Source organism: Streptosporangium sp. NPDC001681 (genome assembly GCF_040298085.1).
GTDB lineage: Bacteria > Actinomycetota > Actinomycetes > Streptosporangiales > Streptosporangiaceae > Streptosporangium.
Genome location: NZ_JBEOZN010000035.1, coordinates 1 through 23,613, shown reverse-complemented (window position 1 = coordinate 23,613; position 23,613 = coordinate 1). Strand labels below are relative to the sequence as shown.

Annotated in this window: 21 protein-coding genes; 10 read left to right on the top strand and 11 right to left on the bottom strand. The window is 71.1% G+C overall.

Going from position 1 to position 23,613, the window contains the following annotated elements; all coding sequences use genetic code 11:
- The first annotated feature begins 38 nt into the window (after positions 1-38).
- Entirely contained in the window at positions 39-2,072 is a 2,034-nt protein-coding gene (locus tag ABT130_RS18010) for a hypothetical protein (protein ID WP_350956668.1), read from the top strand.
- A gap of 4 nt (positions 2,073-2,076) precedes the next feature.
- Here ABT130_RS18010 and ABT130_RS18005 read toward each other — a convergent pair whose 3' ends face one another.
- Positions 2,077-2,529, bottom strand: coding sequence for a DUF4345 domain-containing protein (locus ABT130_RS18005; protein ID WP_350956666.1), 453 nt, complete (start codon positions 2,527-2,529; stop codon positions 2,077-2,079).
- Entirely contained in the window at positions 2,526-3,344 is an 819-nt protein-coding gene (locus tag ABT130_RS18000) for an NmrA family NAD(P)-binding protein (protein ID WP_350956664.1), read from the bottom strand. Before ABT130_RS18000 ends, ABT130_RS18005 begins: the two co-directional genes overlap by 4 nt.
- A gap of 140 nt (positions 3,345-3,484) precedes the next feature.
- On the opposite strand from ABT130_RS18000, the gene ABT130_RS17995 reads away from it, so the two are divergent.
- The 4 genes from ABT130_RS17995 (at position 3,485) to ABT130_RS17980 (ending at position 9,087) form a co-directional block, all read left to right on the top strand.
- On the top strand, positions 3,485-4,483 hold the full coding sequence (locus ABT130_RS17995; protein WP_350915371.1) for an AraC family transcriptional regulator: 999 nt from the start codon (positions 3,485-3,487) through the stop codon (positions 4,481-4,483).
- A 507-nt stretch (positions 4,484-4,990) separates the two neighbouring features.
- Positions 4,991-5,437: a hypothetical protein gene (locus ABT130_RS17990; RefSeq protein ID WP_350956663.1), complete on the top strand. Its 447-nt coding sequence runs from the start codon at positions 4,991-4,993 to the stop codon at positions 5,435-5,437.
- Positions 5,438-5,471: 34 nt separating this feature from the next.
- Positions 5,472-8,213, top strand: a complete 2,742-nt coding sequence (locus ABT130_RS17985; RefSeq protein WP_350956661.1) for a M48 family metalloprotease — start codon at positions 5,472-5,474, stop codon at positions 8,211-8,213.
- Positions 8,214-8,265: 52 nt separating this feature from the next.
- Positions 8,266-9,087 (top strand): neutral zinc metallopeptidase, encoded by an 822-nt coding sequence (locus ABT130_RS17980; RefSeq protein ID WP_350956659.1) that lies wholly within the window; start codon positions 8,266-8,268, stop codon positions 9,085-9,087.
- Between the two features lie 30 nt (positions 9,088-9,117).
- Here ABT130_RS17980 and ABT130_RS17975 read toward each other — a convergent pair whose 3' ends face one another.
- A complete protein-coding gene (locus ABT130_RS17975; RefSeq protein WP_350956657.1) occupies positions 9,118-10,179 on the bottom strand; it encodes a class I SAM-dependent methyltransferase in 1,062 nt (353 codons plus the stop codon).
- A gap of 206 nt (positions 10,180-10,385) precedes the next feature.
- Positions 10,386-11,279 carry a phosphatase PAP2 family protein gene (locus ABT130_RS17970; protein WP_350956655.1) on the bottom strand — a complete coding sequence of 298 codons (894 nt, stop codon included), beginning with the start codon at positions 11,277-11,279 and terminating at the stop codon, positions 10,386-10,388.
- A gap of 471 nt (positions 11,280-11,750) precedes the next feature.
- Between ABT130_RS17970 and ABT130_RS17965 the strand changes: the two genes are divergently transcribed.
- Together ABT130_RS17965 and ABT130_RS17960 are read left to right on the top strand one after the other, a co-directional pair.
- Entirely contained in the window at positions 11,751-12,443 is a 693-nt protein-coding gene (locus tag ABT130_RS17965) for a response regulator (RefSeq protein WP_350956654.1), read from the top strand.
- A complete protein-coding gene (locus ABT130_RS17960; protein WP_350956652.1) occupies positions 12,437-13,648 on the top strand; it encodes a sensor histidine kinase in 1,212 nt (403 codons plus the stop codon). The genes ABT130_RS17965 and ABT130_RS17960 overlap by 7 nt, the downstream gene beginning before the upstream one ends.
- Here the strand turns inward: ABT130_RS17960 and ABT130_RS17955 are convergent.
- Positions 13,597-14,298 (bottom strand): hypothetical protein, encoded by a 702-nt coding sequence (locus ABT130_RS17955; RefSeq protein WP_350956650.1) that lies wholly within the window; start codon positions 14,296-14,298, stop codon positions 13,597-13,599. The genes ABT130_RS17960 and ABT130_RS17955 overlap by 52 nt on opposite strands.
- A 295-nt stretch (positions 14,299-14,593) precedes the next feature.
- Here ABT130_RS17955 and ABT130_RS17950 point away from each other — a divergent pair, with 295 nt between their 5' ends.
- The 3 genes from ABT130_RS17950 to ABT130_RS17940 all read left to right on the top strand — a co-directional run bounded on the left by ABT130_RS17950 (position 14,594) and on the right by ABT130_RS17940 (position 18,040).
- On the top strand, positions 14,594-15,187 hold the full coding sequence (locus tag ABT130_RS17950; protein WP_350956737.1) for an RNA polymerase sigma factor: 594 nt from the start codon (positions 14,594-14,596) through the stop codon (positions 15,185-15,187).
- Positions 15,180-16,217, top strand: coding sequence for a CU044_5270 family protein (locus ABT130_RS17945; protein WP_350956648.1), 1,038 nt, complete (start codon positions 15,180-15,182; stop codon positions 16,215-16,217). The genes ABT130_RS17950 and ABT130_RS17945 overlap by 8 nt, the downstream gene beginning before the upstream one ends.
- A gap of 113 nt (positions 16,218-16,330) precedes the next feature.
- Complete coding sequence (locus ABT130_RS17940) at positions 16,331-18,040, top strand: heparinase II/III family protein (protein WP_350956646.1); 1,710 nt, start codon at positions 16,331-16,333, stop codon at positions 18,038-18,040.
- A gap of 146 nt (positions 18,041-18,186) precedes the next feature.
- Here the strand turns inward: ABT130_RS17940 and hydA are convergent, their stop codons facing one another.
- The 6 genes from hydA to ABT130_RS17910 form a co-directional block, all read right to left on the bottom strand.
- Positions 18,187-19,596 carry a dihydropyrimidinase gene (hydA, locus tag ABT130_RS17935; protein WP_350956644.1) on the bottom strand — a complete coding sequence of 470 codons (1,410 nt, stop codon included), beginning with the start codon at positions 19,594-19,596 and terminating at the stop codon, positions 18,187-18,189.
- Entirely contained in the window at positions 19,593-19,997 is a 405-nt protein-coding gene (locus ABT130_RS17930) for an allophanate hydrolase-related protein (protein WP_350915395.1), read from the bottom strand. The genes hydA and ABT130_RS17930 overlap by 4 nt, the downstream gene beginning before the upstream one ends.
- A 10-nt stretch (positions 19,998-20,007) precedes the next feature.
- Positions 20,008-20,811, bottom strand: coding sequence for an ATP-binding cassette domain-containing protein (locus tag ABT130_RS17925; protein WP_326637650.1), 804 nt, complete (start codon positions 20,809-20,811; stop codon positions 20,008-20,010).
- A complete protein-coding gene (locus tag ABT130_RS17920) occupies positions 20,808-21,668 on the bottom strand; it encodes an ABC transporter ATP-binding protein (RefSeq protein ID WP_350956642.1) in 861 nt (286 codons plus the stop codon). The genes ABT130_RS17925 and ABT130_RS17920 overlap by 4 nt, the downstream gene beginning before the upstream one ends.
- Positions 21,665-22,534: an ABC transporter permease gene (locus tag ABT130_RS17915; protein ID WP_350915399.1), complete on the bottom strand. Its 870-nt coding sequence runs from the start codon at positions 22,532-22,534 to the stop codon at positions 21,665-21,667. Before ABT130_RS17915 ends, ABT130_RS17920 begins: the two co-directional genes overlap by 4 nt.
- Positions 22,531-23,613 (bottom strand): ABC transporter permease (locus tag ABT130_RS17910; protein ID WP_350956640.1); only part of this gene is annotated, 1,083 nt, incomplete at its 5' end. The genes ABT130_RS17915 and ABT130_RS17910, both read right to left, overlap by 4 nt.

Sequence of the window (23,613 nt, the reverse complement as noted above, 5' to 3'; positions counted from 1 at the left end):
GATCAAAAGGTGGCAGTGTTTGGGCAAAGGGGGGCGATGTGCGGGTTGAGGACTTGTCCGACGCGGAGCGCCGGGTGTGGGAGGCGTTTCCACTCGGGGAGGAGGTCGACTTCAGCACCGGGAAACCGGAGGAGGACGACCCGGCGGCAGGGGCGGCCTGGGACGAGGGGCGGACGGTCCGGGCCAGGGTGATCGCCGCCCTGCTGATGAGCGAGGAGCCGCCCCGCTCGCACCGGATCCCGGCGCTCCGGATCAAGGGGGCCCGGATCACCGAGCGGGTGAACCTGGCCTACTCCACCCTCCGCCACGCCGCGCGGTTCCTGTCCTGTTTCTTCGAGGAGGACCCCAGCCTGTACTGGGCTCGCTGCCCGCAGCTGAGCTTCAGGGGCTCCCACCTGCCGGGCCTGTCCGCTTCCAACGCGCAGATCGACGGGCATCTGCGGCTGGAGGGGTGCGTGTTCACCGGCCCGGTGGAACTGCGCGGGACCCAGCTCGCCGGAAGTCTCGCGCTGAGCCACGCGCGGAGCATGGACATCGACTGCGACCGGCTCCAGGCAGGGCGGGGCATCGCCGCGATCAGGCTCAGCGCCGCGGGCCGGGTCAGCTTCACCAATGTCAAGGTGAGCGGCACCGTGATTCTGGATCATGCCCGCCTGGCCGCTTCGGACCAGAGCGCATTGGAGCTGGACGGACTACTCGCCGACGGGAACGTCTTCTGCCGGTGGATGACGGCCACCGGGATGGTCAGCCTGCGCAACGCCAGGGTGGCCGGGCCGTTCGGCTTCACCGGGACCACGATCGACCACCCCGGCCAGATGGCCTTCCTCGGTTCCAGGATCACCGCCGAGGGCGGGCTGTACCTGGGCGCCGGGTTCACCGCGACGGGCACCGTACGACTGGCCAACTCGCGGATCGACCGGGAGCTCAGCCTGAGCGGCGCCCACCTGACCTGTCCCGGCGGTGACGCGCTCCAGGCCGCGGAGCTGCAGGTCGAGGGGAGCTTCGACGCGGACGAGCTCAGCGCCGAGGGGCGGGTGGATCTCTCCCAGGCGCGCGTCTCGGGGTCGCTGAACCTGACCGGCACGAGCCTGTCCGCGCCCGGCGGGGTCGTGCTCGATGCCGACGGGGTGAGTGTCGGCGGCGGGCTGTCGTGCACCAAGGGGTTCCGGGCCGAGGGCGCGGTCCGTCTCGCCGACGCGCGCATCGGGACGTTCGCCGATTTCAGCGGTGCCCGGCTGAGCAACCCCGGCGGCCAGGCGCTCGATCTCGCCGGGGCGAGCGTCGGCGCCGGCCTGGAGTGCGGGCGCGGCTTCGTCGTGGAAGGCGAGCTCACCCTGATCGGGACCCGGATCGACCGGTATCTGAACCTCCACGACGCGACCCTGTCCGCGCCGGGCGGCCATGCCCTGGCCGCCCGGCAACTCCAGACCCGCGAGCTGGACCTGCGCCCCCAGCGGACGCCCGAGGGCGAGGTCGACCTGCGGCACGCCCAGATCGGGGTCATCCGCGACGACCCCGCGACCTGGTCGCCGCGCCGCCAGGACGGTCTCGGCTACGAGGCCCTGGAACCGAGGCTGCCCGCCGCCCGGCGCCTGGCCTGGCTGCGGGACGACCCCGACGGATACGTGCCGCAGCCGTACGAGCAGCTCGCCGCCACCTACCGGCGACTGGGTCAGGACGTCGACGCCCGTACCGTGCTGCTGGTCAAGCAGCGGCGGCAGCGCGCCGCGCTCCCGTGGCACGCGCGGGTCTGGGGATGGCTGCAGGACGTCACGGTCGGGTACGGCTACCGTCCGGTCCGTGCCGCCCTGTGGTTTCTGGCCCTGCTCGTCACCGGCGCCGTCGTGTTCGCCGTGCACAACCCGCCCCGCGCCGAACCCGGCAAGGGTCCCGTTTTCAACGCGCTGTTCTACGCGCTGGATCTGCTGCTCCCGGTGATCGACTTCGGGCAGGAGAAGGCGTACCAGCCCGTCGGCGCCGGCCAGTGGGTCGCCTACGGGCTGGTGATCGCGGGCTGGGTGCTGGTCACCACCATCGCCACCGGCATCACCCGCACCCTGTCCCGCCACTGACCGCTCAGGCCGAGGTCTCTCGTCCGCCATGGCGGCGGTACCGCACGAGGACGAAGACGCAGGCCAGCCCGATGGTTATCTCCAGCGCGGCCGCGAGCACCAGCCCGCTCGCCGGTATCCCGTCCAGCGCGATGCTCAGCAGGCGGGACAGACCGTAAGCGAGGTAGGTCGCGGCACCGACGACCGTGGCGGTGAAGGCCAGCCGTGCGACGAACGCGCCGAGCATGATCAGCACACCGGCCGCCAGCAGTGCGCCGCCCGCGGCCCGGGTCTCGCTGAGCAGGCCGGCGTCGCTCCCGAGTTCGATGCCGTTGGTGCCGTGGAAGGCCGCGGGCGCGAACAGTGTCGCCGCGCCGATCCCGATCGCCACCACACCGGACACGAGCAGGACGAGTCTCAGCGGTCTCGCGTTCCGCATCTTCACCGCTCCCTCCGGCAGGTACGGCGGGCTCGTCATCTCCACACCCCGGAGGCGGCGGCCGTACGACAGAAGTCGGTGAAGTCGCGGGGCTCGCGGCCGAGTGCCTCGCGCACGCCGTGGGCCGGCGAGGCGTTGCGTCCGTCGAACACCTCTTTGCACAGGTCCGTGAGCAGGTCGGCGTAGCCGAGCCCGACGCTCTGCTCCAGGGCGGCGTGAAACACCTCCGGGGAGACGGCGACGTACTCGACCTGCCGGTCCGCGACCTTCGCGATCTCGGCCGCGGCCTCGTGGAAGGTCAGCAGGCGCGGCCCGGTGAGCTCGTAGAGCCGGCCGGAGTGACGGTCGTCGGTGAGGGCGGCGACCGCGACGTCGGCGATGTCGTCGACGTCGACGAACGGTTCCGCGACCTCGCCGGCCGGCAGCGCGATCACACCGCCGAGCACCGAATCCCGTAGGTGGCCCTCGCTGAAGTTCTGCGAGAACCAGCTCGTCCGGATGAGCGTGTGGCTCAGGCCGGACTCGCTGACGATCCGCTCGCAGCGCTGCGCGTTGGGCTCGCCCCGGCCGGAGAGCAGCACCAGCCGCTGGACGCCCGCGTCGGCCGCGCACGCGGTCAGCTCCTCGATCGCGGCCGGGGCGCCGGGCGCCGCGAGGTCGGGAAAGTAGGAGATGTAGACGGATTCGGCGCCGCGCAGCGCCTGGGGCCAGGTGCCGGGCCGTTCCCAGTCGAAGGGCGGGTCAAGGTGGCGCGAGCCGCCCCTGACCGGGTGGCCGCGCTCGGCGAGCCGTTGCACGATGCGCCGGCCGGTCTTGCCGGTCGAGCCGATGACGAGGGTATGGGGTCGCCGCATGCTCCGGATGCTCCTTTGGTTGCTGTTGAGTCCAGTCTTGTGCGGCACTTCTGGACTAACAATAGAAAAAAGTCCGTCCCTCTTTGCTGTTCGTCCAGCCTTGTGGACGGCTGGTCGAGAGCGGTGACACCATGACGGCTATGCCGAGTGCCCCTCGCCCGTTCCCGGCTCCCGCCGACCTGCTGGGTGAGACCCTGCACCTGCTCCGGCTGACCGGCACCCTCTACTGCCGTGCCGAACTCACCGCGCCGTGGGGGGTCGACGTACCGGCGCTCGACGGGTCGATGACGTTGCTGGTCGTCACCGCGGGTCACTGCCGGCTGGAGATCGACGGAGCCGAGCCACGCCTGCTCCGGCAGGGCAGTCTCACCCTGATCCCGCACGGCACCCCGCACCGGCTGCGGAGCGGACCCGACGCCGACACCGAACCGCTCTTCGACATACCGGTCGAGCAGGTCAGCGAGTGTTACGAGATCATGCGCCACGGTGGCGGCGGGGATTGCACGCACGCCACCTACGGTGTCGTGCGCTTCGACCATGTGGCGGCCCAGCGCCTCGTCTCACAGCTTCCCGAGGTGCTGCACATCGACGCCTGGGACGACGACGCCAACTGGCTCAACAGCACGCTCCAGTTCATCTCCCGCGAGGCCCTCGCCCTGCGACCGGGCGGGGAGACCGTCATCACCCGGCTCGCCGACATCCTCGTCATCCAGGCGATCCGCTCCTGGCTCGACTCGGCGCCCGAGGCGAATCAGGGCTGGCTGGCCGCCCTGCGCGACGAGCAGGTGGGGCGGGCGCTCGCGTTGATCCACCGCGCGCCCGAACGGCAGTGGAGCGTCGCCTCGCTCGCGCAGGAGGTCGGCATGTCGCGCTCGGCCTTCTCGGCGCGCTTCACCGACCTGGTCGGCGAGCCCGCCATGCGCTATCTCGCCCACTGGCGCATGCAGTTGGCCCGTATGCACCTTCGGCAGACATCGGAGCCGCTCTCGGTGGTCGCCCGCCGCTTCGGCTACCGGTCCGAGGCGGCGTTCTGCCGCGCGTTCAAACGGACCTTCGGCGTACCGCCGGGGAACGCCCGCCAGGCGGCGGAGGACGCGAGCCTGACGGCGCGGTGGTGGGAGAGCGCTTCAGCGCGCTGATCCACCGTAACCGGACCGGTGATCTCCGGCCCTCTTGCGCGGCACAAGAAGACAGAACGTGAACGGTCACGGGAAGGGCGCCATTCCGTGGCGGGAAAATCCGCATGACTCCAGCGTCCAGTGGTGACACATCAGCTCCATTGACGCCTTTGACTGCAGGATTCAGGTGAGAAGAACTCCAGCGTAACCGGCCGAAAACCCATACGAGGACCGGCCGTTCCTTGGCCGCGTTACCGCCCACTGAGGCCTACCCGACGGCCCCACCCATGGGTCTCCTCGTTTCAGCCGGTGCGACGGCCGGCCGGAGCGTTCATATCGCGGACCGAGGGCTGTAATTAATGGTCATCACAAAGTCCTATCGAAAAGAATCGGGTGCGTGTCAAGCGAAAAGGTGCGACTTAATCTGGACATCTTGGCTCGGGAAGGCAGGGCGGCGTGGGTATGGCCTCGTATTCAGGGTGGAATCCGCGCGAGTTGCGCGGCGGACGCGGGATTGTCATCCGTGTCGTGGCTGATGTGGTGGGTGAGGTGGCACCCGAGGAGTTGCCTCTGATCAGAGCTCTGAACTCGGTCGGCTACGCGGACGCGGTGCGCCGCCTGCGGCGTGCGCGGACGCGGAAGGAGCCGCTGGGCTTCGGGCTTGAGGAGGTCACGGCCCTGGTCACCGCGGTGGTCTGGATCGCCGTGGACGAGGTGCTACGCGAGTCGGTGAACGGAGTGCGGCAGCGGGTGGCGAACCGCCTGCGGACCCTGCTGCGCAGGCCGGCCCCCGAACCGGTGGTCCTGCCGCTGACCCGGGAGCAGCTGGCCTCGGTGCACGCTCGGGTGCGGGAGCTGTCGGTCGAGGCGGGACTGGCCGAGGAGCGCGCCGGTCAGATCGCCGACAGCGTCGTCGCCCGGCTCGCTCTGGAACTTCCTCCGAACACGACGCCTCCGGAGGTGACGGAGGGGTGACGGAGGGGTGACGGCGATGGCCGGGAATGACCGCGTGACCGACGCGGATCTGGCCACCTCCGGTACGACACTGCGTTTCGCGTTGCTGATCCTGCTCCTGCTGGCCAGTACGGCTTCGATGATCGGTGACACCATCCTGCCGGTCATGGTGACAAGTCCCGGTGCCGGTTTCGGGATATGCATGCTGGCGGCGGGGATCGCCTCCCAGGCCCCGGCGACAGCGGTGTTGAAGGTCCTCCTTACACAAGATGAGGCGCTTCAGATCTGTTATGCCCGGTTCGGGGCCGAGACGACACCCTGGTGGCGTCCCACGGCCGCAGCGGCCGCCGTGGTGCTGGCCGCCGCGGTGCTGTACCTCGTCCTGCCCGCCTGGAAGTCACGGCGTGGCCGGGGGATACCGGTCGGGGAAGGCCCCGAGGACGAGCTCGGGCGACTGCTGTCGGAGCTGGCGGCCCGCGCGGATGTGAAGGGTGTGCGGTTCACGGTGGATCCGGCCGTCGCGACGACCGGCGCGGTGGCCTTCGGGCGTCCCGGTCGCTACGTCGTGCGCCTGCACGGTGGGCTGCTGGCGCGCAGGTACGCGGACCCCGCCGGATTCGAGGCCGTGGTGCTGCACGAGCTGGCGCACGTACGGAGCGGCGATGTCCGCCTGGCGTACGCGACGACCGCGCTGTGGCGCGCCTTCCTGGTGGGAGTGCTTCTCCCTTATGTCGCGTTGAAGGCGTCGTTCCTGTTCACCGCGTTCACCTCCGGCGGCGGGTCGGTGCACTGGCAGGGTGCTGTCCCCTTCCTGTCGCGTGCGCTGATCCTGGCGCTCCTGCTGACGCTCCTGCTGACCCTCGCGCGCGCCGATCTGCTCAGGAACCGGGAGCTGTACGCCGACCTGGCCGCCGTACGGTGGGGTGCGTCGAAGTCGGTGTGGTCGAGGTACGACGACGGCCGCGCGCGCGGGCGCCGATGGATGATCGGAGACCTGTGGCGGACGCATCCGAGCTGGGAGCGGCGCAGGCGTTCGCTGAACGATCCCACCGCGTTGTCGGGTTCACTGGCCCTGCCGATGCTGCTGACCGGGATCGCCGCGCTGCTCACCACGACCACGCTGTCACCGATCCTGCCGGACCCGGCGATGGCGACGGTGGGCGTTCTCGTCGTCGCGGGTGTCGTCGCGGGCATCGTCGTCATGGCGTCGGGGCTGGCGGCGGCCCGTGCCGTGGCCGCCGGGCGGCGGCCGCCTTCGGGAGTGCGGGCCGGAGTGTGGTTCGGGATCGGGCTGCTCGTCGCCGCCCTGGTACTGCAGCGGACCAACCTGCGTAGCTGGCTGCCGGAGGCGCCCGAGGTCCTGCTCGTCCTGCCGGTCGCGGCGGTGGTGACCTGCTGGTGGAGTACGGAATGCGTGGGGCTGTGGGTCAGAACCCGAACCGCCGATCGCCCGTTCCGGCCCGTGTTGCTGACGGCGACGGTCGCGACATGGGTCGTCACGGCCGCCTGGCTGTCGTGGTGGCACAGCTACGGTTCCCTACTGCTACTGGGTGAGCCGTTCTCGCCGGCGGTGTTCCTCGACTGGCTGCGGTCCTTCGGCGGACCCGCCGAACCCGGTGGCGTGGTGCTGTCCGCGGTGTCCGAGGTGTTCCCACATCTCATCACTGTGGCCTTCGATCCCCTGTGGCGGGCATGCGCCGGGGTGCTGTTGTTCTACCCGCTGCTTGCTCTGGTCTGGCGTCCGGATCCGTTGACCGATCGTCCCTCGGTGTTGCGGCTGCTGTGGGCGGCGGTGGCGGGAGCGGCGGCCGGTTGGGGGGTGATGATCGCCGCCATGGCCTACATGCACTCCTGGCAGCCGCCTTCGCTCACCGGGGCGGCGCAGTACACGACGGTCTACCTGTGGTTGCTGTTCGCCGCCCTGATGACGAGTGTCGTCGTGGCCGCGGCACTGGTGAGCTGGACCGCGCGCCGTTACCGGATGGTCACGGGTCTGATCGCGGGGGGCCTGGCGTCGCCGGTGGCTCTGGGCGGTGCGCTGATCATCGGGTCCTACGACGGGTGCCTGGGGTCGTTGAACACGTTGTCGTCCTCCTGTTCCTGGAATCCCGCCCCGATCTGGGATGTACTCAAGGTCGATGTGCCGTTACTGATCGGCATGACCATGCCCGCGGCGGCGGTGACGGTTCTGGTCTTCGGGCTCTGGAAGAACCGGTTTCGTGGCGGATGGTGGATGACCAGGGGTGGCGGAGGGCTGGGGACGCGGCGGATGGCGGTCGCCTCGCTGTCGGTGGTGGTGTTCTTCCTGGTGTTCTTCTTCGGCACGTGGGCGGGCCCTGCCGGGGGGCCTCCTTCGACCGTTCGCACTTTCACAGCCGAGGACTTTCTGGATCAGGTCCCGCCCTTCGTGGAATCCGCCGAGTTAAGGAGGGAGCAGAGGCGCGCGTGGGTCGCCGGTGGCATGGATCTGTTCCGCGGGCTGGTGAGGGATTTCGGCTCCGTCGATGAGGCCATGGGTGCCCAAGGGTTTGGGCAGCCCGAGCGGATCGTCATGGCGCTGAGGACGCTCATCGCCGGAGTCGAGCGGGCCGGGCGGTATTTTCCTGTTCCCGACGCGGCAGAGCAGCAGGTCTGGGCCGAGGTGCTGGCGAGCATGGAGCGGGAGGCGACCGAAGCGCTGAACGCTCTGGACCGCGAGGATCAGGCTGCTTTCGGGGAGTCGATGAAACGGTTGAGGACATCCATGGAGCAGATGGTGGATCTCGCCGAACGGCTGGCGACGACGGCACCGGGATGACGGGATGGGTTCCGCCCGATTCAGGGCGCCGGGAGTTCTAAGCTGTCCGATCATGCGCTTCCTCCCGCCCCGCGCCGGTTCCCGGCGACCTCTCCGACGCTGGGCCCTGCTGTCCGCCGTGTGTCTTGCCGTCCTGCCCGCCGGAGTCGCGCAGGCCGCCGCCCCCAAACCCTCGTTGCCGAAGCAGGCCACCGCGCCCCAGCCCTCGTTGCTCAAGTCCGGCAGGCTGGCGGCCACCTCGTGCCCGGAGCCGCCGCTCATCGACAGAGGCGTTCCGCAGCCGGGCGAGTACCTCACCGCGGTCATGAAGTGTCTGAACACCTCGTGGTCCGCCCACTTCGCTCGGGCCGGGCTGCGGTTCCGCACGCCCACGGTCCGCCTCTACTCCGAGCCCGCGCGGCGCGTCTGCGGAATACCCTGGCCCCAGGGCGCGGACGCCTTCTACTGCACAAAACGGGCCACGCTGGTGTTCCCGCTCACCGGTGCCTGGATCGAGGATCGGACCGACCTGTACCCCTTCAAGGTGGCGGCCCACGAGTACGGCCACCACCTGCAGAGCCTCACCGGCGTCTGGGACCGCTACGAGAGGCGCGCCCACGCCGACCTCCCCCGCCAGTTCGAACTCCGCCGCCGCTACGAGCTCCAGGCCGACTGCCTGTCGGGGGTGTTCCTGGGCAGCGTACGGGACTCGCTGCCGCGTACCGAGCAGGACTGGAAGGCACTGTCCGAGACGCTCCGCGCCAGCGGTGACGAGGGTGAGCGCCACACCCACGGCAGCGGTGCCAACCGGGTCCGCTGGTTCGAACGCGGCTACCGTGCCCTCTCCCCCGCCGCCTGCGACACCTGGACCGCCGCCTCATCCCGGGTGTCCTGACCCGCGGGGGCCGGCGCAGACCGACGGCCGCTACGGTTTCAGTTCCAGGACCAGGTTGAACGGGGTGGCGGTCGCCTGGCGGGGCCGGGTGAAACCCGCCTGCCGGGCCACCTCGAAGAGTCGTTCCCGCCCGGCCTGCGCGCCCAGGGCCTCGGTGCCGCCCTGGGCGAGCGCGTTGGGTACGCAGATGGTGGCCGAGGCGTTGAAGAAGAGCCGGCCCACCGGGTTGAGGTCGTCCGGCAGCCGCCCGTGCGCGAACGGCTCGACCAGCAGCACGGTGCCGTCGGGTGCCAGGGTGGAGTGCACGTGCCGTAGCGCGGCAACGGGGTCGCCCATGTCGTGCAGGCAGTCGAACAGGCAGACCAGGTCGTAGCCGGTCCCCGGATAGTCGTCGGCGTAGGCCGTCTCGAAACTCACCCGGTCCGTGACCCCGGCCTGCAGTGCCAGCTCGCGGGCCCGCACGATCGAGGGCACGTGCGCGTCGAAGCCGGTGAAGCGCGAGTTCGGGTACGCCTCCGCCAGCACGATGGTCGAGGCGCCGTGCCCGCAGCCGACGTCGGCCACCAGGCCCCCGGCGGTCAGTTTCCCCTCGACGCCCGAGAGTGCGGGAATCCAGCTGTCTCGCAGGTGGGCGGCGTATCCGGGGCGGAAGAACCGCTCGGTGCCGTTGAACAGCGCCCGGTCGTGATCGGGCCAGGCCAGGCTCCTGGCACCCCGGTAGGCCTCCGCGATCCCGGCCTCGTCGCGGTAGACGGAGGAGATCAGTTCGGCGAGCCCGGTCATGAACACCGGGCTGGTCTCGTCGGCGAACACCGTCGCCTGCTCATCGGTCAGCGTGTAGGAACCGTCCTGGTAGCGGACGTATCCGGCACATGCCTGGGCCGCGAGCCATTCGGCGACGAGCCGCTCGTTGGTGCCGGTGCGCCAGGCCAGGTCACCGGGGCTGAGCGGGCCCGCCCCCACCATCGCCTTCCACAGGCCCAGCCGGTCTCCGAGCACGACCGTCGCCGCTCCGAAGGCACCCCCCAGGTCGAGCACGACCTGGTCCACGAGCCTCTGCAGCCCGGCCTCGTCCATCGGAGCCTTCCCCATCGGTCCGTGTGATCGCCCGCGGGACTCAGGGCGAACTCCGTACGGGCTCTTCGAGTCCGCCCACCACGCGGGAGAGGTCGGCGAATCCCCGCGCGACCACCGTTCCCATCGTAGTTCCGGCCTTTCGCGCATCCCGGAAACGGATGTTCAACGTCGCGCAACGGCTCCTTCGGCCTCGGATCAAAACGTCCGGCATCGAAACGGGATCAAAAGCGTCCGCTGTGCTGGCCGTTGTCCGATGTCTGCGGCAGGTCGGCCCGGAAAGGACGGAAGTGATGTGGCTCAGCGGGCAGATTCCCCACCGGCTGCCCGTGCTGGAGGGAAGGTCCGGCTCGGTGCCTGCCCGCGGGGGCGGCCGGACGGCGACCGTACCGGTCCTCGGGGTCGGAATCGTTCCGGCCCAGGCGCTCCATCAGCGGCGACACCAGCCGCAGCGCCGGCGACGTGAGCGCGAGCAGCACCGCCACCACCACGCCTGCGGCGAGAATCACACCGGCGAGCACGTCGTGCGGGTAGTGGACCCCCACCATCACCCGGAGCAGCGCCGCCACCGCGGCCAGCGGCAGGGTCACCGCGGCGAGGCGGGGACGGAGCAGGGCCAGCCCGACCGCGAGTCCGGCGGCCAGGGTGGCGTGGTTGCTGGGAAAGGACCAGTCCCCCACCTCCGGGCACTCCGCGATCGCCGCCGCGGCTCCCGGCACCACCCGGCAGGGGCGTTCCTCGATCACCATCAGCTTCACCGTCTCGCTGATCGCATAGGCGGCGACGGTGCCCACGCCGATCATGACGGTTCCGGCGACACCGGGTACGTCCCCTCGGCGCAGGGCGGTCCACCACACTAGGACGAGGATCAGCCCGAGGAGCACAAGGGTGCCGTCGGTGGCTATCTCCATCGCCGTGCTCGCCCACGAGGGCGCGTTCGCCACCGCCTCGGTCACCGATCGGTACCCGGAGGCCGAGGCGCCTTCCACGACCTTCGCCGGACCGGCCCCGCCCGTGCCCTCCGGTGAAAGCCAGGCAACGACACCGGCACCCACGCCCAGCGACACGGTCGCGCCCAGCAGCCGGTTGCGGAGATTGTTCCCAGCGTCAGTCTTCATAGCGGTTGATCATAAGAAGGACCGTGGGATAACACCTAAATGAACAGTGATCAAACCTGAGATGAATCTCAGTTCGGCCGGTACCGCCGCCGTCACCTCACCGGATCGGCGATCACCGCGAGCAGCGGCACCGGCTCCTCGGCCGGGCCTCGGCGACTCACCGAGCGGCGGACCCCTGGGCGGTGCCGGCAACCGGCAGTGCTCGCTCGGAGATACTGCCAAGCGGACTCCACCCGGGACGCGACCTGCCGCTGACACCCGCACAACGCTTCCGCATGGCTCCGTCGTGTCCGAGCCGACATGACACGTCCGGTGAATCCCGTCCGCCAGGCCGGCTCGAATACCCATCCCAGGCGCGCGCCGTCCGCTATGCGGCGGAGCCCGGGTCCGCCATACGGCGGACGGCCGGTCATCCGCGTCTCGTACCGGCAGAGTGGCCGACGGGCGGGCGACCTCGGTAGTCTGCCGTGCATGCCTGGTAGGACAAATGGTCTCGCGAGGATCAGGCTGGTCATCGCGGACGACCAGGCCATGATCCGCACCGGGCTCCGGTTCGTCGCGGAGACCGCCGCGGACATCGAGGTCGTCGGGGAGGCCACCGACGGGCTCCAGGCCCTCTCCGTAGCCCGGCGACTGCGACCGGACGTGCTGCTGATGGACATCGCGATGCCCCGGCTGGACGGTCTGGGCGCCGCCCGGCGGCTGCTCGCGGACCCGCATCCGCCCAGGATCGTCATGCTGACCACCTTCGGCACCGACGAGAACCTGCACGCCTCGCTCCGTGCCGGAGTGAACGGCTTCCTGCTCAAGACCTCGCCCCCCGAGCAGCTCATCGAGGCGGTACGGGTGGTGGCGGCCGGCGACGCGCTCATCGACCCGGCGGCCACCACGCGGGTGATCGCATCGTTCGCCGCACGCCACGAGCCGGTCGCGCCGCCCGAACTGGCCACCCTCACCCCGCGTGAGCTGGAGGTGCTGCGCCTGCTCGCCCGAGGGCTGTCCAACCTCGAAATCGCGCGGGAGTTCCAGATAGGCGACGCGACCATCAGGACCCACGTCGCCCGGCTGCTGCACAAGCTCGGCCTGCGCAACCGGATCCAGGCCGTCGTGTTCGCCTACGAGGCCGGGGTCGTGCGACCCGGGCAGCAGGGCCTGCCGTGCTGAGGAGACTGCTCGGCGACTGGCGGCCGACCCGGCTGGATCTCCTTCTCTCCCTCGCCGTGGGGATCACCGGCCTCGTCGAGTCCTTCGGCCGCCAGGGCTCCCAGCCCGGCCAGATCAGCGATCCGGTGCCGCTGGCGGTGGGGGTGGTCGTCACCGGGACGCTGCTGCTGCTCCGGCGCAGGTTCCCCACGACCCTGCTCCTCGCGCTGATCTCGATCGGCCTGGCCGTGCGGGCGGTGGCGGGCCACGAATACTACGCCGCCTGGCACTTCTACTCGACGCTCATCCTGGTCCACACCGTGGCCAGCGCCGCGGAGCTGCGGAGCCGCCGCGGGCTCGCGGGGCTGGCGTGCGTGCTGGCGGCGTACGTCGGCCTGCAGATGCAGGTGTTCCAGAGCAACGACATCGCCGAAGTCATGATCACCGCCGTCTTCATGGGCGTGGCGTACGGGAGCGGCATCCTGCTGCGTCACCAGATCGACCGGACGTTGCGGCTGGCGGAACGCGCCATCCGCCTGGAGATGGAGCGCGAGGAGCGGGCCCGGCTGGCGGTGGCGGAGGAACGGACCCGGATCGCCAGGGAGCTCCACGACATCGTCTCGCACAATGTGAGCGTGATGACCCTGCACACCGGCGGGGTGCGGATGCGGCTCGGCGAGGACCACAAGCTGGAGCGCGACATGCTGCTCGGGGTCGAGCGGGCCGGCCGCGAGGCGGTCGAGGAGCTCCAGCTCATGCTGGGGGTGCTCCGCGGCACCGGCGACCCGGACCCCGGCGCGTCCCAGCCGGGCCTGGAGCGGCTGGACGAGTTGGTCACGCAGGTCAGGGAGGCCGGGGTGGACGTCCGCCTCCGGATCACCGGCGAGCCGCGCCCCCTGCCGCCGGGACTCGCGCTCTCCGCCTACCGGGTGATCCAGGAGGCTCTGACGAACGTGCTGAAGCACTCCCCCGCCGCCGGTGCCGACGTCGTCATCGCCCACAGCCTGACCGGGCTGGATGTGGAGATCACCAACGACGGCACCGGGGGCGGGCGCGGCTCGGACGGGCAGCGCCCGGACGGGCAGCGCCCGGGTGGGCACGGTCTGGTCGGGATGCGCGAGCGGACCGCGATGCACGGTGGCGAGCTGTCCACCGGTCCCGTCCCCGGCGGCGGTTACCGGGTGGTCGCCCGATTCCCGCTGGACGCCTCGGCGACGACCGGCTGAGCCGCCTCCCGCCCGGCCCACTCCGCGTCGCTCATCCGCAGCATCCGCAGCCCGATCCCCCCGGAACCGGCCAGGTAGAGCAGGCCGCCCACGACCGTGCCGATCGGGAAGATCAGGGTTCCGAAGACGCCCGCGATGATCGCGAAGGGTGCCCACCACGGCCCGTGGCCGGCGTAGGCCAGGGCCAGTCCGAGCAGGAACAGGCCGAGCAGCCCGAGGAAACCCGGGATCTGGAACCCGAAGGTGGCGCCGGGATCGGAGAGCGCCTGCTCGGCGAGCATCTCGCCCTGCCGCCCGCCCAGGGCGCGTTCGAGCCGGGAGTAGAAGAAGTCCACCAGCATCAGCCCGGAGAAGTTCACCACGCCGAGCAGCGCGAGACCGCCGGCGAGGTGGCCGAAGACGACTCCCCGGTGCCGGATGAGGTGGATCATCCCGATGATTCCCGGGATCATCAGCACCCAGCTCCAGTGCAGCAGCGAGGCGCTGACCGAGACCTGCTCCGGATACCTGCCGTAGACGCCGGTGGTGTCACCGCCCTGCCGCAGGGCCGGGTCGACGATGGCGCCCGCGATGTAGAGGAGTGGCGCGACGATGAGGCACACCCCCGCCGCCCATCTGCGGAACCCGAGTGGATTGGAGAGTGATGGCATGAGATCTTCCCTTGCGTTCCGGCCCGCACCGGGGCGGGCGGGGATGAGGCCGGGAACGCTAGGCGACGACGCGGCACGCGTCGTCCTCCTCATGGCCTATCGGCGCTCCGCTGTCCGGCGGACCCCGTCCCCCCCGATCGCGACACGAGCCCGGCGCCCCACGCGCGGGGCTCACCACGCCGGGCGCGACGCGCGGATCCGGACCGTGAAAGCGAATCGGCGGATCGGGCGATAGAGAGGGACCGCCGTTCGCGTTCGAAGGATTGCACATGACGGGAAGACCATCGTGACCGCGATGTCCTGGGCCGCCCATCCGGCGGAGGACGCCCAGGTCGTCCGGCTCTCCCTCGACGAGTCCGAGCGGTTCAGCGCGATCTTCGACACCTACTTCGGCGAGATCCACCGCTACGTCGCCCAGCGGCTCGGCGCCGACGCCGCGGAGGACATCGTCGCGGAGACGTTCCTCACCGCGTTCCGCAAGCGGGCGCAGTACGACCCGTCGCGGGCCGGTGTGCGGGCCTGGCTGTACGGCATCGCCACCAACCTCATCGGCAGGCACCGCCGCGTCGAGGTGCGAACGTTGCGCGCACTCGGGCGCCACGGCCCCGACCCGGACACCCCGGGGCACGAGGAGCACGTCGCCGTGCGAGTCAGCGCGGAAAGCCTGCGGCCGAGTCTCGCGGCGGCCCTGGCCGGGCTCCACCAGCGAGATCGCGACGTCCTGCTCCTCGTCGCCCTGGCCGGGCTGAGCCACGAGGAGATCGCCACCGCCCTGGGCATCCCGTACGGGACGGTCGGCTCACGGCTGAACCGGGCCAGGAAGAAGCTGCGCGCCACGCTGGGCGAGACCAACCCGATGCTGGAGTCCGAGGAGGCCGATCGTGGATGAGCTGAAGACGGTCCGCGAGCTGTACGGCGAGCCGCGGCTCGATCCGCTCCTCAAGGCCAGGGTGCGCGGGTTGCTGACCGGCGAGCCCAGGAGGCGGCGGTGGCGGCTGTCATGGACCGCGGCCGTGGCCGGCCTCGCGACCGCCGCCGTGGCGGTGGCGATCGCGGTTCCCGGCCTGACCGGGGAGGCGGAGGCGCCGAACCGGGTCGCGACGATCTCCGGGCGATCGGTCCTGCTCGCGGCGGCGACCACCGCCGAGTCGGACCCCGCGTCGGCGAACGCCTACTGGCGCGTCAGGAAACTGCACCGGCAGACGTACCCGGAGCAGCTGGGCAGGGGGGCGAACCGTTACTGGGTGGTGGAGTCACGGCTCACCGAGCAGTGGGTCGCCAGGGACGGTCGGGTCTGGTCCGCCTCCCGGGCGCTGGGGGCACGCCCGGGAAGCGCGGCCGACGAGGAGGCCTGGCGTCGCGACGGCTCCCCCACCGAGTGGTCGAGCCAGGGGGAGGTGCTCTCCACCTCGCCGGAGAAGGGCGAGCTCAGGGCCATCACCGGCAGGGTGCCCTTCAGCATGGCCGGTCATGAGATGACCTTCGAGCAGCTCCAGAGGCTCCCGGTCACCCCCGCCGCGTTGCGGGACTGGGTCACCGAGGCGGTGCGCGACGTTCCGGCCGGCACCATCGACGGTGTCGTCGCGGACGCGCTCAGCGGCCTGCTGTGGAGCAAGCCGTCGCCGCCGGACGTGCGCGCGGCCGCCTACCGTGCGCTGGCCGAGCTGCCGAACATCCGGTATCTGGGCAGCGCCACGGACGAGCGGGGCCGGGCGGGAGACGGGTTCTCCTTCACCGTTCAGCCTCCCGGGGCGCGGAACGGCGCGGCCGTGCAGCGGACACTGATCATCGATCCGGACAGCTCCCAGGTGCTCTCCTCCACGGTCACCGGCCGGCCGGGGGTCAGGGGTGAGCAGGTCGAGCTGGTTCTGGAGGCGGGCTGGACCGATGAGCGGCCCGCCGTTCCCGAACTTCCCTAGCCCGCCCGGGTTGCCGGGGGGAACCACGCCTTCACGCTGACGACCCGTTCGCCCTCGTAGTGCCTTCACGAGTGCGCGCGTGGGTCGCCCGAGACATCCTTTGGAGCAATCGCTTGTTTTGGCATGCCCGTACGGCGCTCGACCTGATCAGGAATCGTCCCGGAGCGCCCTCCCTGGCGACGAGCGAAGGACCGATCATCTGCCCCGCCGACCGGTTTCCCGCGATCAAGGTGTCCGAGGTCATGGCGGGCCGGGTCAGGCTCGTCGGCCTGCCCCCCGTCGACCTGGGCACCGACATCGACTGGCGGATCGACCCGCACCGGAACCGCTCCTGGACGCTGAACCTGCACGCGCTGCGGTGGATGGGAGGGCTGATCGCCGAGTACGAGCGCTCCGGCGAGGCGGAGTACCTCGACCGCGCCACCTGGATCGCCGAGGACTGGGCGCGCGCCAATCCCCGTGGCGCGACCGGTATCAGTCCCTGGGCCTGGGCCGAGCACCCGGTCGCGCTACGCGCCCCGGTCCTGGTCTGCCTCAGCGCGCACGTGCGCGACGACTGGCTGTCGAAGAGCCTGGTCGAGCACGCCGAGATCCTGTCCGACCCCGCGCTCTACCGGCGGGGTCACAACCACGGCCTGGACCAGGACATCGCGCTGCTGACGGTCGGCTGCCGTCTCGGCCAGGAGCGGTGGAAGGACCTGGCCGTCCGACGGATGACCGACTCGGCGGAACTCGCCATCGACGCGCAGGGCGTGCTGCACGAGCAGGCTCCGAGATACGGGATATACGTCCACCGGCGGCTGGGCACCGCGATCGAGGCGATCAGGGCGTCCGGGGCCGAGGTCCCCGCGGGGCTCGTCGCGCGGCGCGACTCGCTGGAGACCTACATCAGCCATGCCACCCAGCCCGACGGCCGCCTGGTGCCGATCGGCGACAGCCCGGCCGACACGCGCCCGAGCGGTTTCCGGCATGGGAAGGACACCGTGCAGGTGTTCGACGACGGTTACGTCTTCGGCAGGACGGCATGGGACGACCCGGAGTCGGCCTTCTACTCGATCAGGTTCGGTACCGGCCGCCGGCTGCACGGTCACGAGGACCATCTGGGCGTCACCTACCACGCCCACGGCCGGGACATCCTGGTTGAGGCGGGTTTCCATTCCTACGAGCGGACCGGCTACCGAAGGTGGACCATCTCCCCCGAGGCGCACAACGTGCCCGTCGTGGTGGACGCGGACCTCCGCGAGGGGACGGCGACGCGCCTGGTGAGCTCGTCCGTCGCCCCGGCGCGGCAGTGCTACCGGTTCACCGACACCGCGTACGGCGTCAGCCGTACGCGGTCGGTCCTGGTCGGCCACGGCGCCGACCTGATGGCCGTGCTGGATTCGGTCCCGGCGGGGTCGGCGCTGCGCAACCTGTGGCACTTCGCCCCCTCGCTCACGGTGGTCTCCAACCGCGACGGCCAGGTGGTCCTGGCCGACGGGGAGTGGCGGGTGACGCTGCTCCAACTCGCGATGCCCTCGGGCCGGCCGCTCGGCGGGCAGACCGTGCGGACCGAGACGATCGCCCTCGGCTACCTCAGGCAGGCCGAGGCGACGACGGTCCTGTCCCCGCCCGCCGAGTCGGTACTCACCCTGATCGTGCCCGGCACCGGCGACCCCGAGGTCGCCCGGTCCGGCGGACGGCTGAGCGTCCGCACTCCCGGCGGCCACGTCTCCCTACGCTGGGACCCCGACCTGGGTTTCGCCGACCGGGTTCCGGTACACCCCGACGATCGCCCCGACGACCGCTTCGGTGCCGATCAGGTGAACACGACGGTACGGTGACCGCTGAGAAGGACGCGCCGCCGAACATACCACTGGACGGCCCTGGCCAACGTGCGGGACTCGACGCCCCTGTCCGGCGCCACCGGGTCCTCCGCCGATGCCGATGGGATCGCCCCGGCCGGCGACTGCCGGCCGGGGCGCCGTCGTCACGGGGCCGTGCGCCCCAGTGCCGGGGTGAGCGAGATCGGTCCGGCGGGCAGGTGCCGGCCGCGGGGGACGGGGTCGGCCAGGATGCCGTCGTGGACCACGACCCGGCCGCCGACCAGGACGGTCCGCGGCCTGCCGGTCAGGGTCATGCCCTCATACGGCGTGTAGTCCGTCGCCATGTGCAGGTCGCCGGCGCTCACCCGCCACCGGGCGGCCGGATCCCAGATCGCGATGTCGGCGTCCGAGCCCGGCATCAGCGTGCCCTTGCGCGGGTACAGGCCGTTGGTCCTGGCCGGGTTGGCGGCGGTCAGCTCGACGAACCGGGTGGCGGGCAGCCCGGCCCCGGCGACGTACTCGGAGAAGATCACCGGTAGCCGGGTCTCCACCCCGGGCAGGCCGTTGGGCATGGCCCGCACGTCGGTGCGCCGCGACTCCTTCTGCGCCACGTCGTAGCAGCAGTGGTCGCTGCCGATCGTGGTGATCTCCCCGGTGAACAGGTGGCGTCCCAGCGCGTCGACGGCCTGGCGGGAGCGGAGCGGCGGGCAGCAGACGAACCGCTCCGGAGTGGGGCCGTCATAGTTGCCGTCGTCCAGCACCAGGTGGTGGGCGACCGACTCGGTGAACGCCGGCACGCCGCGCCGCCTGGCCGCCGCCACCAGCTCGACCGCCTCGGCGGTGGACTGGTGCACGAAGTAGACCGGTGCCCGCAGCGACTCGGCGATGGCCAGCACCTCGGCCACCGAGGCGGTCTCGGCCAGTTCGGGACGGGTCGCGGCCATGTGCCCGGCGCCGATCCTGCCGCTCGCCGCGCACCGTTCCTGGGTGTCCTCGATGATGTGGTTGGCCTCGCAGTGGATCACCACCATGCCGCCCAGGTCGCGCAGCGTCCTCATGGTCCGCAGGATGGTGTCCTCGCCCGCCATGGTCTCGCCGCGGTAGGTGGTGAACATCTTCACCGTTGGCATGCCGTCCGCGACCAGCGCACCGAGCTGGTCGGGCACGGTCTCGTCCCACTCCACGACGCAGGCGTGCAGGGCACTGTCGCACAGCCCTCGGGCAGCCTTGGCCCGCTGGGCGTACGCCGCGTCGGCGGGTGCCTGGCCGGGCCGTGGGATGGCGAAGTCCACGATCGTGGTGGTGCCGCCGAACACCGCGGCCGTCGTGCACCTGGTGTAGTCGTCGAGCGAGGTGAAGTCGCCGGAGGTGAAGCCGACGTGGCAGTGCGGATCCACCCCGCCCGGCATGACCAGCCGCCCGGTCGCGTCGACCTCGGTCGCGGTGCCCGGCGCGGACGTGCCCGGCTCGGCCAGGGCGACGACGACACCACCGGCCACGAACACGTCGGCGGGGGCGGACCAGCCCGCCTCGACCACCGTGCCGCCCCGCACCACCAGCTCGGCGTCTCTCATCCGATCGCGCCCTGCGTCCGGCCGGACGCGAGGTAGGCTCGCCAGCCGCCGGCCGTGCTGATGTCGGTGACCCCCGGCAGGGTCAGCGACCCGTCGCGCATCCGCATGGACAGCGATCCGCTGCCGTCGGCGAGCTCGATCACGCTCAGCTCCAGCTCCTCGGGCTCGTTCGGCAGCAGGTGCTCGCGCAGGATCTGGTAGCTCACCTCGTACAGCTCGCCAGGCACGGCATGCCCGTCGGAGGTCACCGGGTACAGGCCGGGGAACTCGTCGCGCACCGAGTAGAACCGGTAGCGGGGGGCGGTCTCGACGGGTCCGACGAACACCGCGCCGCTCAGCGCGGTGTTCAGGCTGCCGCCCGACATCGCCTGGCCGTTGACGAACATCCGCAGATTCTCCACGGGTCCTCCTTCAGTACTGGGGTTCGGCCGCGCGGCGGGCACGCTCGGCGGCGGGGTCGGGGATCGGGACGGCCGCCAGCAGCGACCGGGTGTAGGGGTGCTCCGGCGCCCCGTACACCTGCTCCCGGGTGCCGATCTCAGCGAGCCGTCCCTGTTCCATGACCGCGATCCGGTCGCAGAGGTAGTAGACGACCGCCAGATCGTGCGCGATGAACAGGATCGACAGGTTCAGCCGCAGCCGCAGGTCCCGGAGCAGGTTGAGCACCTGGGCCTGGACCGAGACGTCCAGGGAGGAGATCGGCTCGTCGCAGATGAGCAGCCGGGGCTCGACCGCCAGGGCCCGGGCGATGGCGATGCGCTGGCGCTGCCCGCCGGAGAACGACCTGGGGTAGCGGTCCAGGTGCTCGGCGGACATGCTCACCGTCTCCAGCAGGGCCGCCGCGCGCTCCCTGCGCCGGCGCCGGTCCGGCTCAAGACCGTGCACGACGAGCGGCTCCTCGAGCAGCTCGGCCACGGTCATCCGGGGGTTCAGCGACGAGTACGGGTCCTGGAACACCATCTGCATCTCGCGACGGAGCGAGCGCAGCTCCCCGCGGCCGGCCGCCAGCACGTCGCGCCCGCCGAGTTCCACCCGGCCGGAGTCCGGTTCGGTCAGCCGCGCCACACACCGCGCGGTGGTGGACTTGCCGGAGCCCGACTCCCCGACCAGGCCGAGCACCTCGCCCGGCATCATGTCGAAGGAGACGTCGTCCAGCACGCGCCTGCCCTCGAACGTCTTGACCAGGTTCCGCACCCGCAGCAGGGGCTCGCTCATGACGGGCTCACCGTTCCTTCCTCGGCCGTCTCCACCGCGGAGCCGATGGTGGCCAGCGGCCGGGACAGGTCTCCCCCGATCCGGGGCACGGCCGCGAGCAGCGCCCTGGTGTAGGGGTGGCGGGGCCGGGCGTAGATCTCCTCGACCGGGCCGCTCTCCACCGCCAGGCCGTGGCGCATCACCACCACCCGTTCGGCGAATCCGGCCACGATGCCCAGGTCGTGGGTGATCAGCAGGACCGCCATGTCCCGCTCGTCGGCCAGTTCGTGCAGCAGCCGCAGCACCTGCGCCTGGACCCGCACGTCGAGTGCGGTGGTCGGCTCGTCGGCGATGAGCAGCGCGGGTTCCGCGATGATCGCGATGGCGATCACCACCCGCTGCCGCATCCCGCCGGAGAACTGGTGGGGGTAGTCGTCGAAGCGCTGCTCGGCGTCGCGCACGCCCAGCCGGGAGAGCAGCTCGACGCCGCGCCGCCTGGCGACCTTCTTGGACACCCCTCGGATGACCAGCGGCTGCGTGATCTGCCAGCCGATCGTCATCACCGGGTTGAGCGAGGCGAGCGGGTCCTGGAAGACCAGGCCGACCCCCGAACCGCGGACCTCGCGCATCCGGCGCGGCGGCAGCGTCAGCAGGTCGGTGCCGTCCAGCTCGATCCGCCCGGTCAGCGTGGCGCCGGCGTCCAGTCGCAGTACGGCTCGCGCGGTGACCGACTTGCCGGAGCCGGACTCGCCGACCAGCGCGACCTTCTCGCCGCGTGCCAGCTCCAGGTCGACGCCGTGCACGACCTCGACCGGCCCCTCGGGCCCTGGGAAGCTCGCCCGCAGATCCCGTACGGCGAGCAGTGGTGTGTCCGTCATCGGCCGGCCCCCTCGCGGATCGTCGGGTCGTTGCGCACCCGCAGCCAGTCGCCCAGCAGGTTGAAGGAGATCGCGGTCAGCATGATGGCCAGGCCGGGGAAGGCCACCGCCCACCAGCCGTTGGTGAGGTTGTTGGCCGCCGCGGCGATCATCGCCCCCCATTCGGCGGACGGCACCTGCGCGCCGACGCCGACGAAGGACAGGCCGGAGATGACCAGCATCACCGCGGCGACGTCCAGCGTGGTCTGCACGTACAGGGTGTTCAGCGCGTTGGGCAGGATGTGCCGGAAGACGAGACGGGTCCTGGAGACCCCGAGCATCCTGGCCGCGTCGACGTACTCGGCGTCCTTGACGTCGCGGACCAGCGTGCGCACCAGCCGCGCGTAGCCGGGCCACCAGGTGAGGGAGAGGGCGATCACCGCGGACTGCAGGCCGGAGCCGAGCGCGGCGGCCAGGCCGAGGGCCAGGATGATCGACGGGAGCGAGAGGCCGATGTCGGTGATCCGCATCAGCACCTCGTCGACGACCTTCCCACCGAGGGCCGCGACCGTGCCGACCACGGTCCCGATCAGCGCCGCGGCGGCGATCACGATCATCGTGGCGGGCAGGGTGACCCGCGCGCCGGACAGCACCCGGCTGAGCACGTCACGGCCGCTGGCGTCGGTGCCGAACCAGTGGTCGCCCGAGGGGGACAGCAGGGCCTTGGACAGGTCGACCGCGTAGGGGTCGTGCGGCGCGATCAGCGGCCCGACGACGGCGAGGAGCACCATCGCCACGGCCACCGTCACCGCGGCGCGCTCGACGATCGGGACGCGGGGCAGGATACGGCGGCGCGCGCCGGTGACCGCCGTGGCGCCGGCGCTCACGCGTTCACCTCCGCGAGAACGGGTACGGCCGGCTCGCCCGTGCGGCGCTTCGTCCTGCGCAGCCGCGGGTTGAGCCAGAGCTGGATCAGGTCCACGGCGATGTTCGCCACCACGAAGACCACTCCGATCACGAGAACCGTGCCGATCACGGTGTAGAGGTCGCTCTGCAGGACGGCGGCGACCGCGTGGGCGCCGATTCCCGTCCTGCCGAAGATGGATTCCACCAGGACCGTGGAGCCGAGCATCCAGCCGAGCTGCATGCCGAGAATCGTGCTGGCCGGGACCATGGCGTTACGCAGGCCGTGCCGTACCACCACGCGGAACTCCGAGGCGCCGGTCGCCCGGGCCAGCGTGATGTAGTCGGAGTCCAGCGCGGTGATCATTGAGGAGCGCACCGTGCGGGCCACCACCGCGACGAACGAGGCGGCCAGCGTGAGGGCGGGAAGTATCAGGTGTTGCAGGGCGTCGCCGAAGGCGGGCAGGTTCCCGCCGAGCAGCGCGTCCAGCGAGGTCATTCCGGTGGTCCTCGGCACCTCCTGGCCGAAGGCGAGCTGGCCGGTCAGCGGCAGCAACCTGAGTTCCGCGGCGAAGACGAGCTGGAGCATGAGGCCCAGCCAGAAGACCGGGACCGCCGCGCCCAGCAGGGCGATGAGCCGGGCCGCGATGTCGGCCGGCCGGCCTCGCCGGTAGGCGGCGTACACGCCCAGCGGTACCGCCACCACGATGTTGATCGCCATCGCGGCGAGCACGAGTTCCACCGAGGAGGGCAGCATGGCCGCGATGTCATCGAGCACCGGCCGCTGGGTGAACACCGAGATGCCCAGGTCGCCGTGGAGCAGCCGGTCCAGATACCCCGTGAACTGCTGCCACAGAGGCCGGTCAAGGCCGAGCTGGATCCGTACCTGTGCCACCTGTTCGGCGGTCGCGTTACGCCCCGCGGCGGTCCTGGCCGGGTCGCCGGGCAGTACCTGGGTCATCAGAAAGGTGACGACGGCCAGGCCTGCCAGAACGACGACGCTGGTCACGAGCCGCCGTAGCAGGAAACGAGCCATGGGGTACCTCCCCTCAGTGGTGATCTC

Coding starts and splice junctions, on each gene's coding strand:
- ABT130_RS17925 (WP_326637650.1), bottom strand. CDS start 20,811: ATGAGCGAGCCCCTGCTGCGGGTGCGGAACCTGGTCAAGACGTTCGAG.
- ABT130_RS17995 (WP_350915371.1), top strand. CDS start 3,485: ATGCCGAGTGCCCCTCGCCCGTTCCCGGCTCCCGCCGACCTGCTGGGT.
- ABT130_RS17970 (WP_350956655.1), bottom strand. CDS start 11,279: ATGAAGACTGACGCTGGGAACAATCTCCGCAACCGGCTGCTGGGCGCG.
- ABT130_RS17955 (WP_350956650.1), bottom strand. CDS start 14,298: ATGCCATCACTCTCCAATCCACTCGGGTTCCGCAGATGGGCGGCGGGG.
- hydA (WP_350956644.1), bottom strand. CDS start 19,596: ATGAGAGACGCCGAGCTGGTGGTGCGGGGCGGCACGGTGGTCGAGGCG.
- ABT130_RS17920 (WP_350956642.1), bottom strand. CDS start 21,668: ATGACGGACACACCACTGCTCGCCGTACGGGATCTGCGGGCGAGCTTC.
- ABT130_RS18005 (WP_350956666.1), bottom strand. CDS start 2,529: ATGACGAGCCCGCCGTACCTGCCGGAGGGAGCGGTGAAGATGCGGAAC.
- ABT130_RS17950 (WP_350956737.1), top strand. CDS start 14,594: ATGTCCTGGGCCGCCCATCCGGCGGAGGACGCCCAGGTCGTCCGGCTC.
- ABT130_RS17980 (WP_350956659.1), top strand. CDS start 8,266: ATGCGCTTCCTCCCGCCCCGCGCCGGTTCCCGGCGACCTCTCCGACGC.
- ABT130_RS18000 (WP_350956664.1), bottom strand. CDS start 3,344: ATGCGGCGACCCCATACCCTCGTCATCGGCTCGACCGGCAAGACCGGC.
- ABT130_RS17965 (WP_350956654.1), top strand. CDS start 11,751: ATGCCTGGTAGGACAAATGGTCTCGCGAGGATCAGGCTGGTCATCGCG.
- ABT130_RS17975 (WP_350956657.1), bottom strand. CDS start 10,179: ATGGGGAAGGCTCCGATGGACGAGGCCGGGCTGCAGAGGCTCGTGGAC.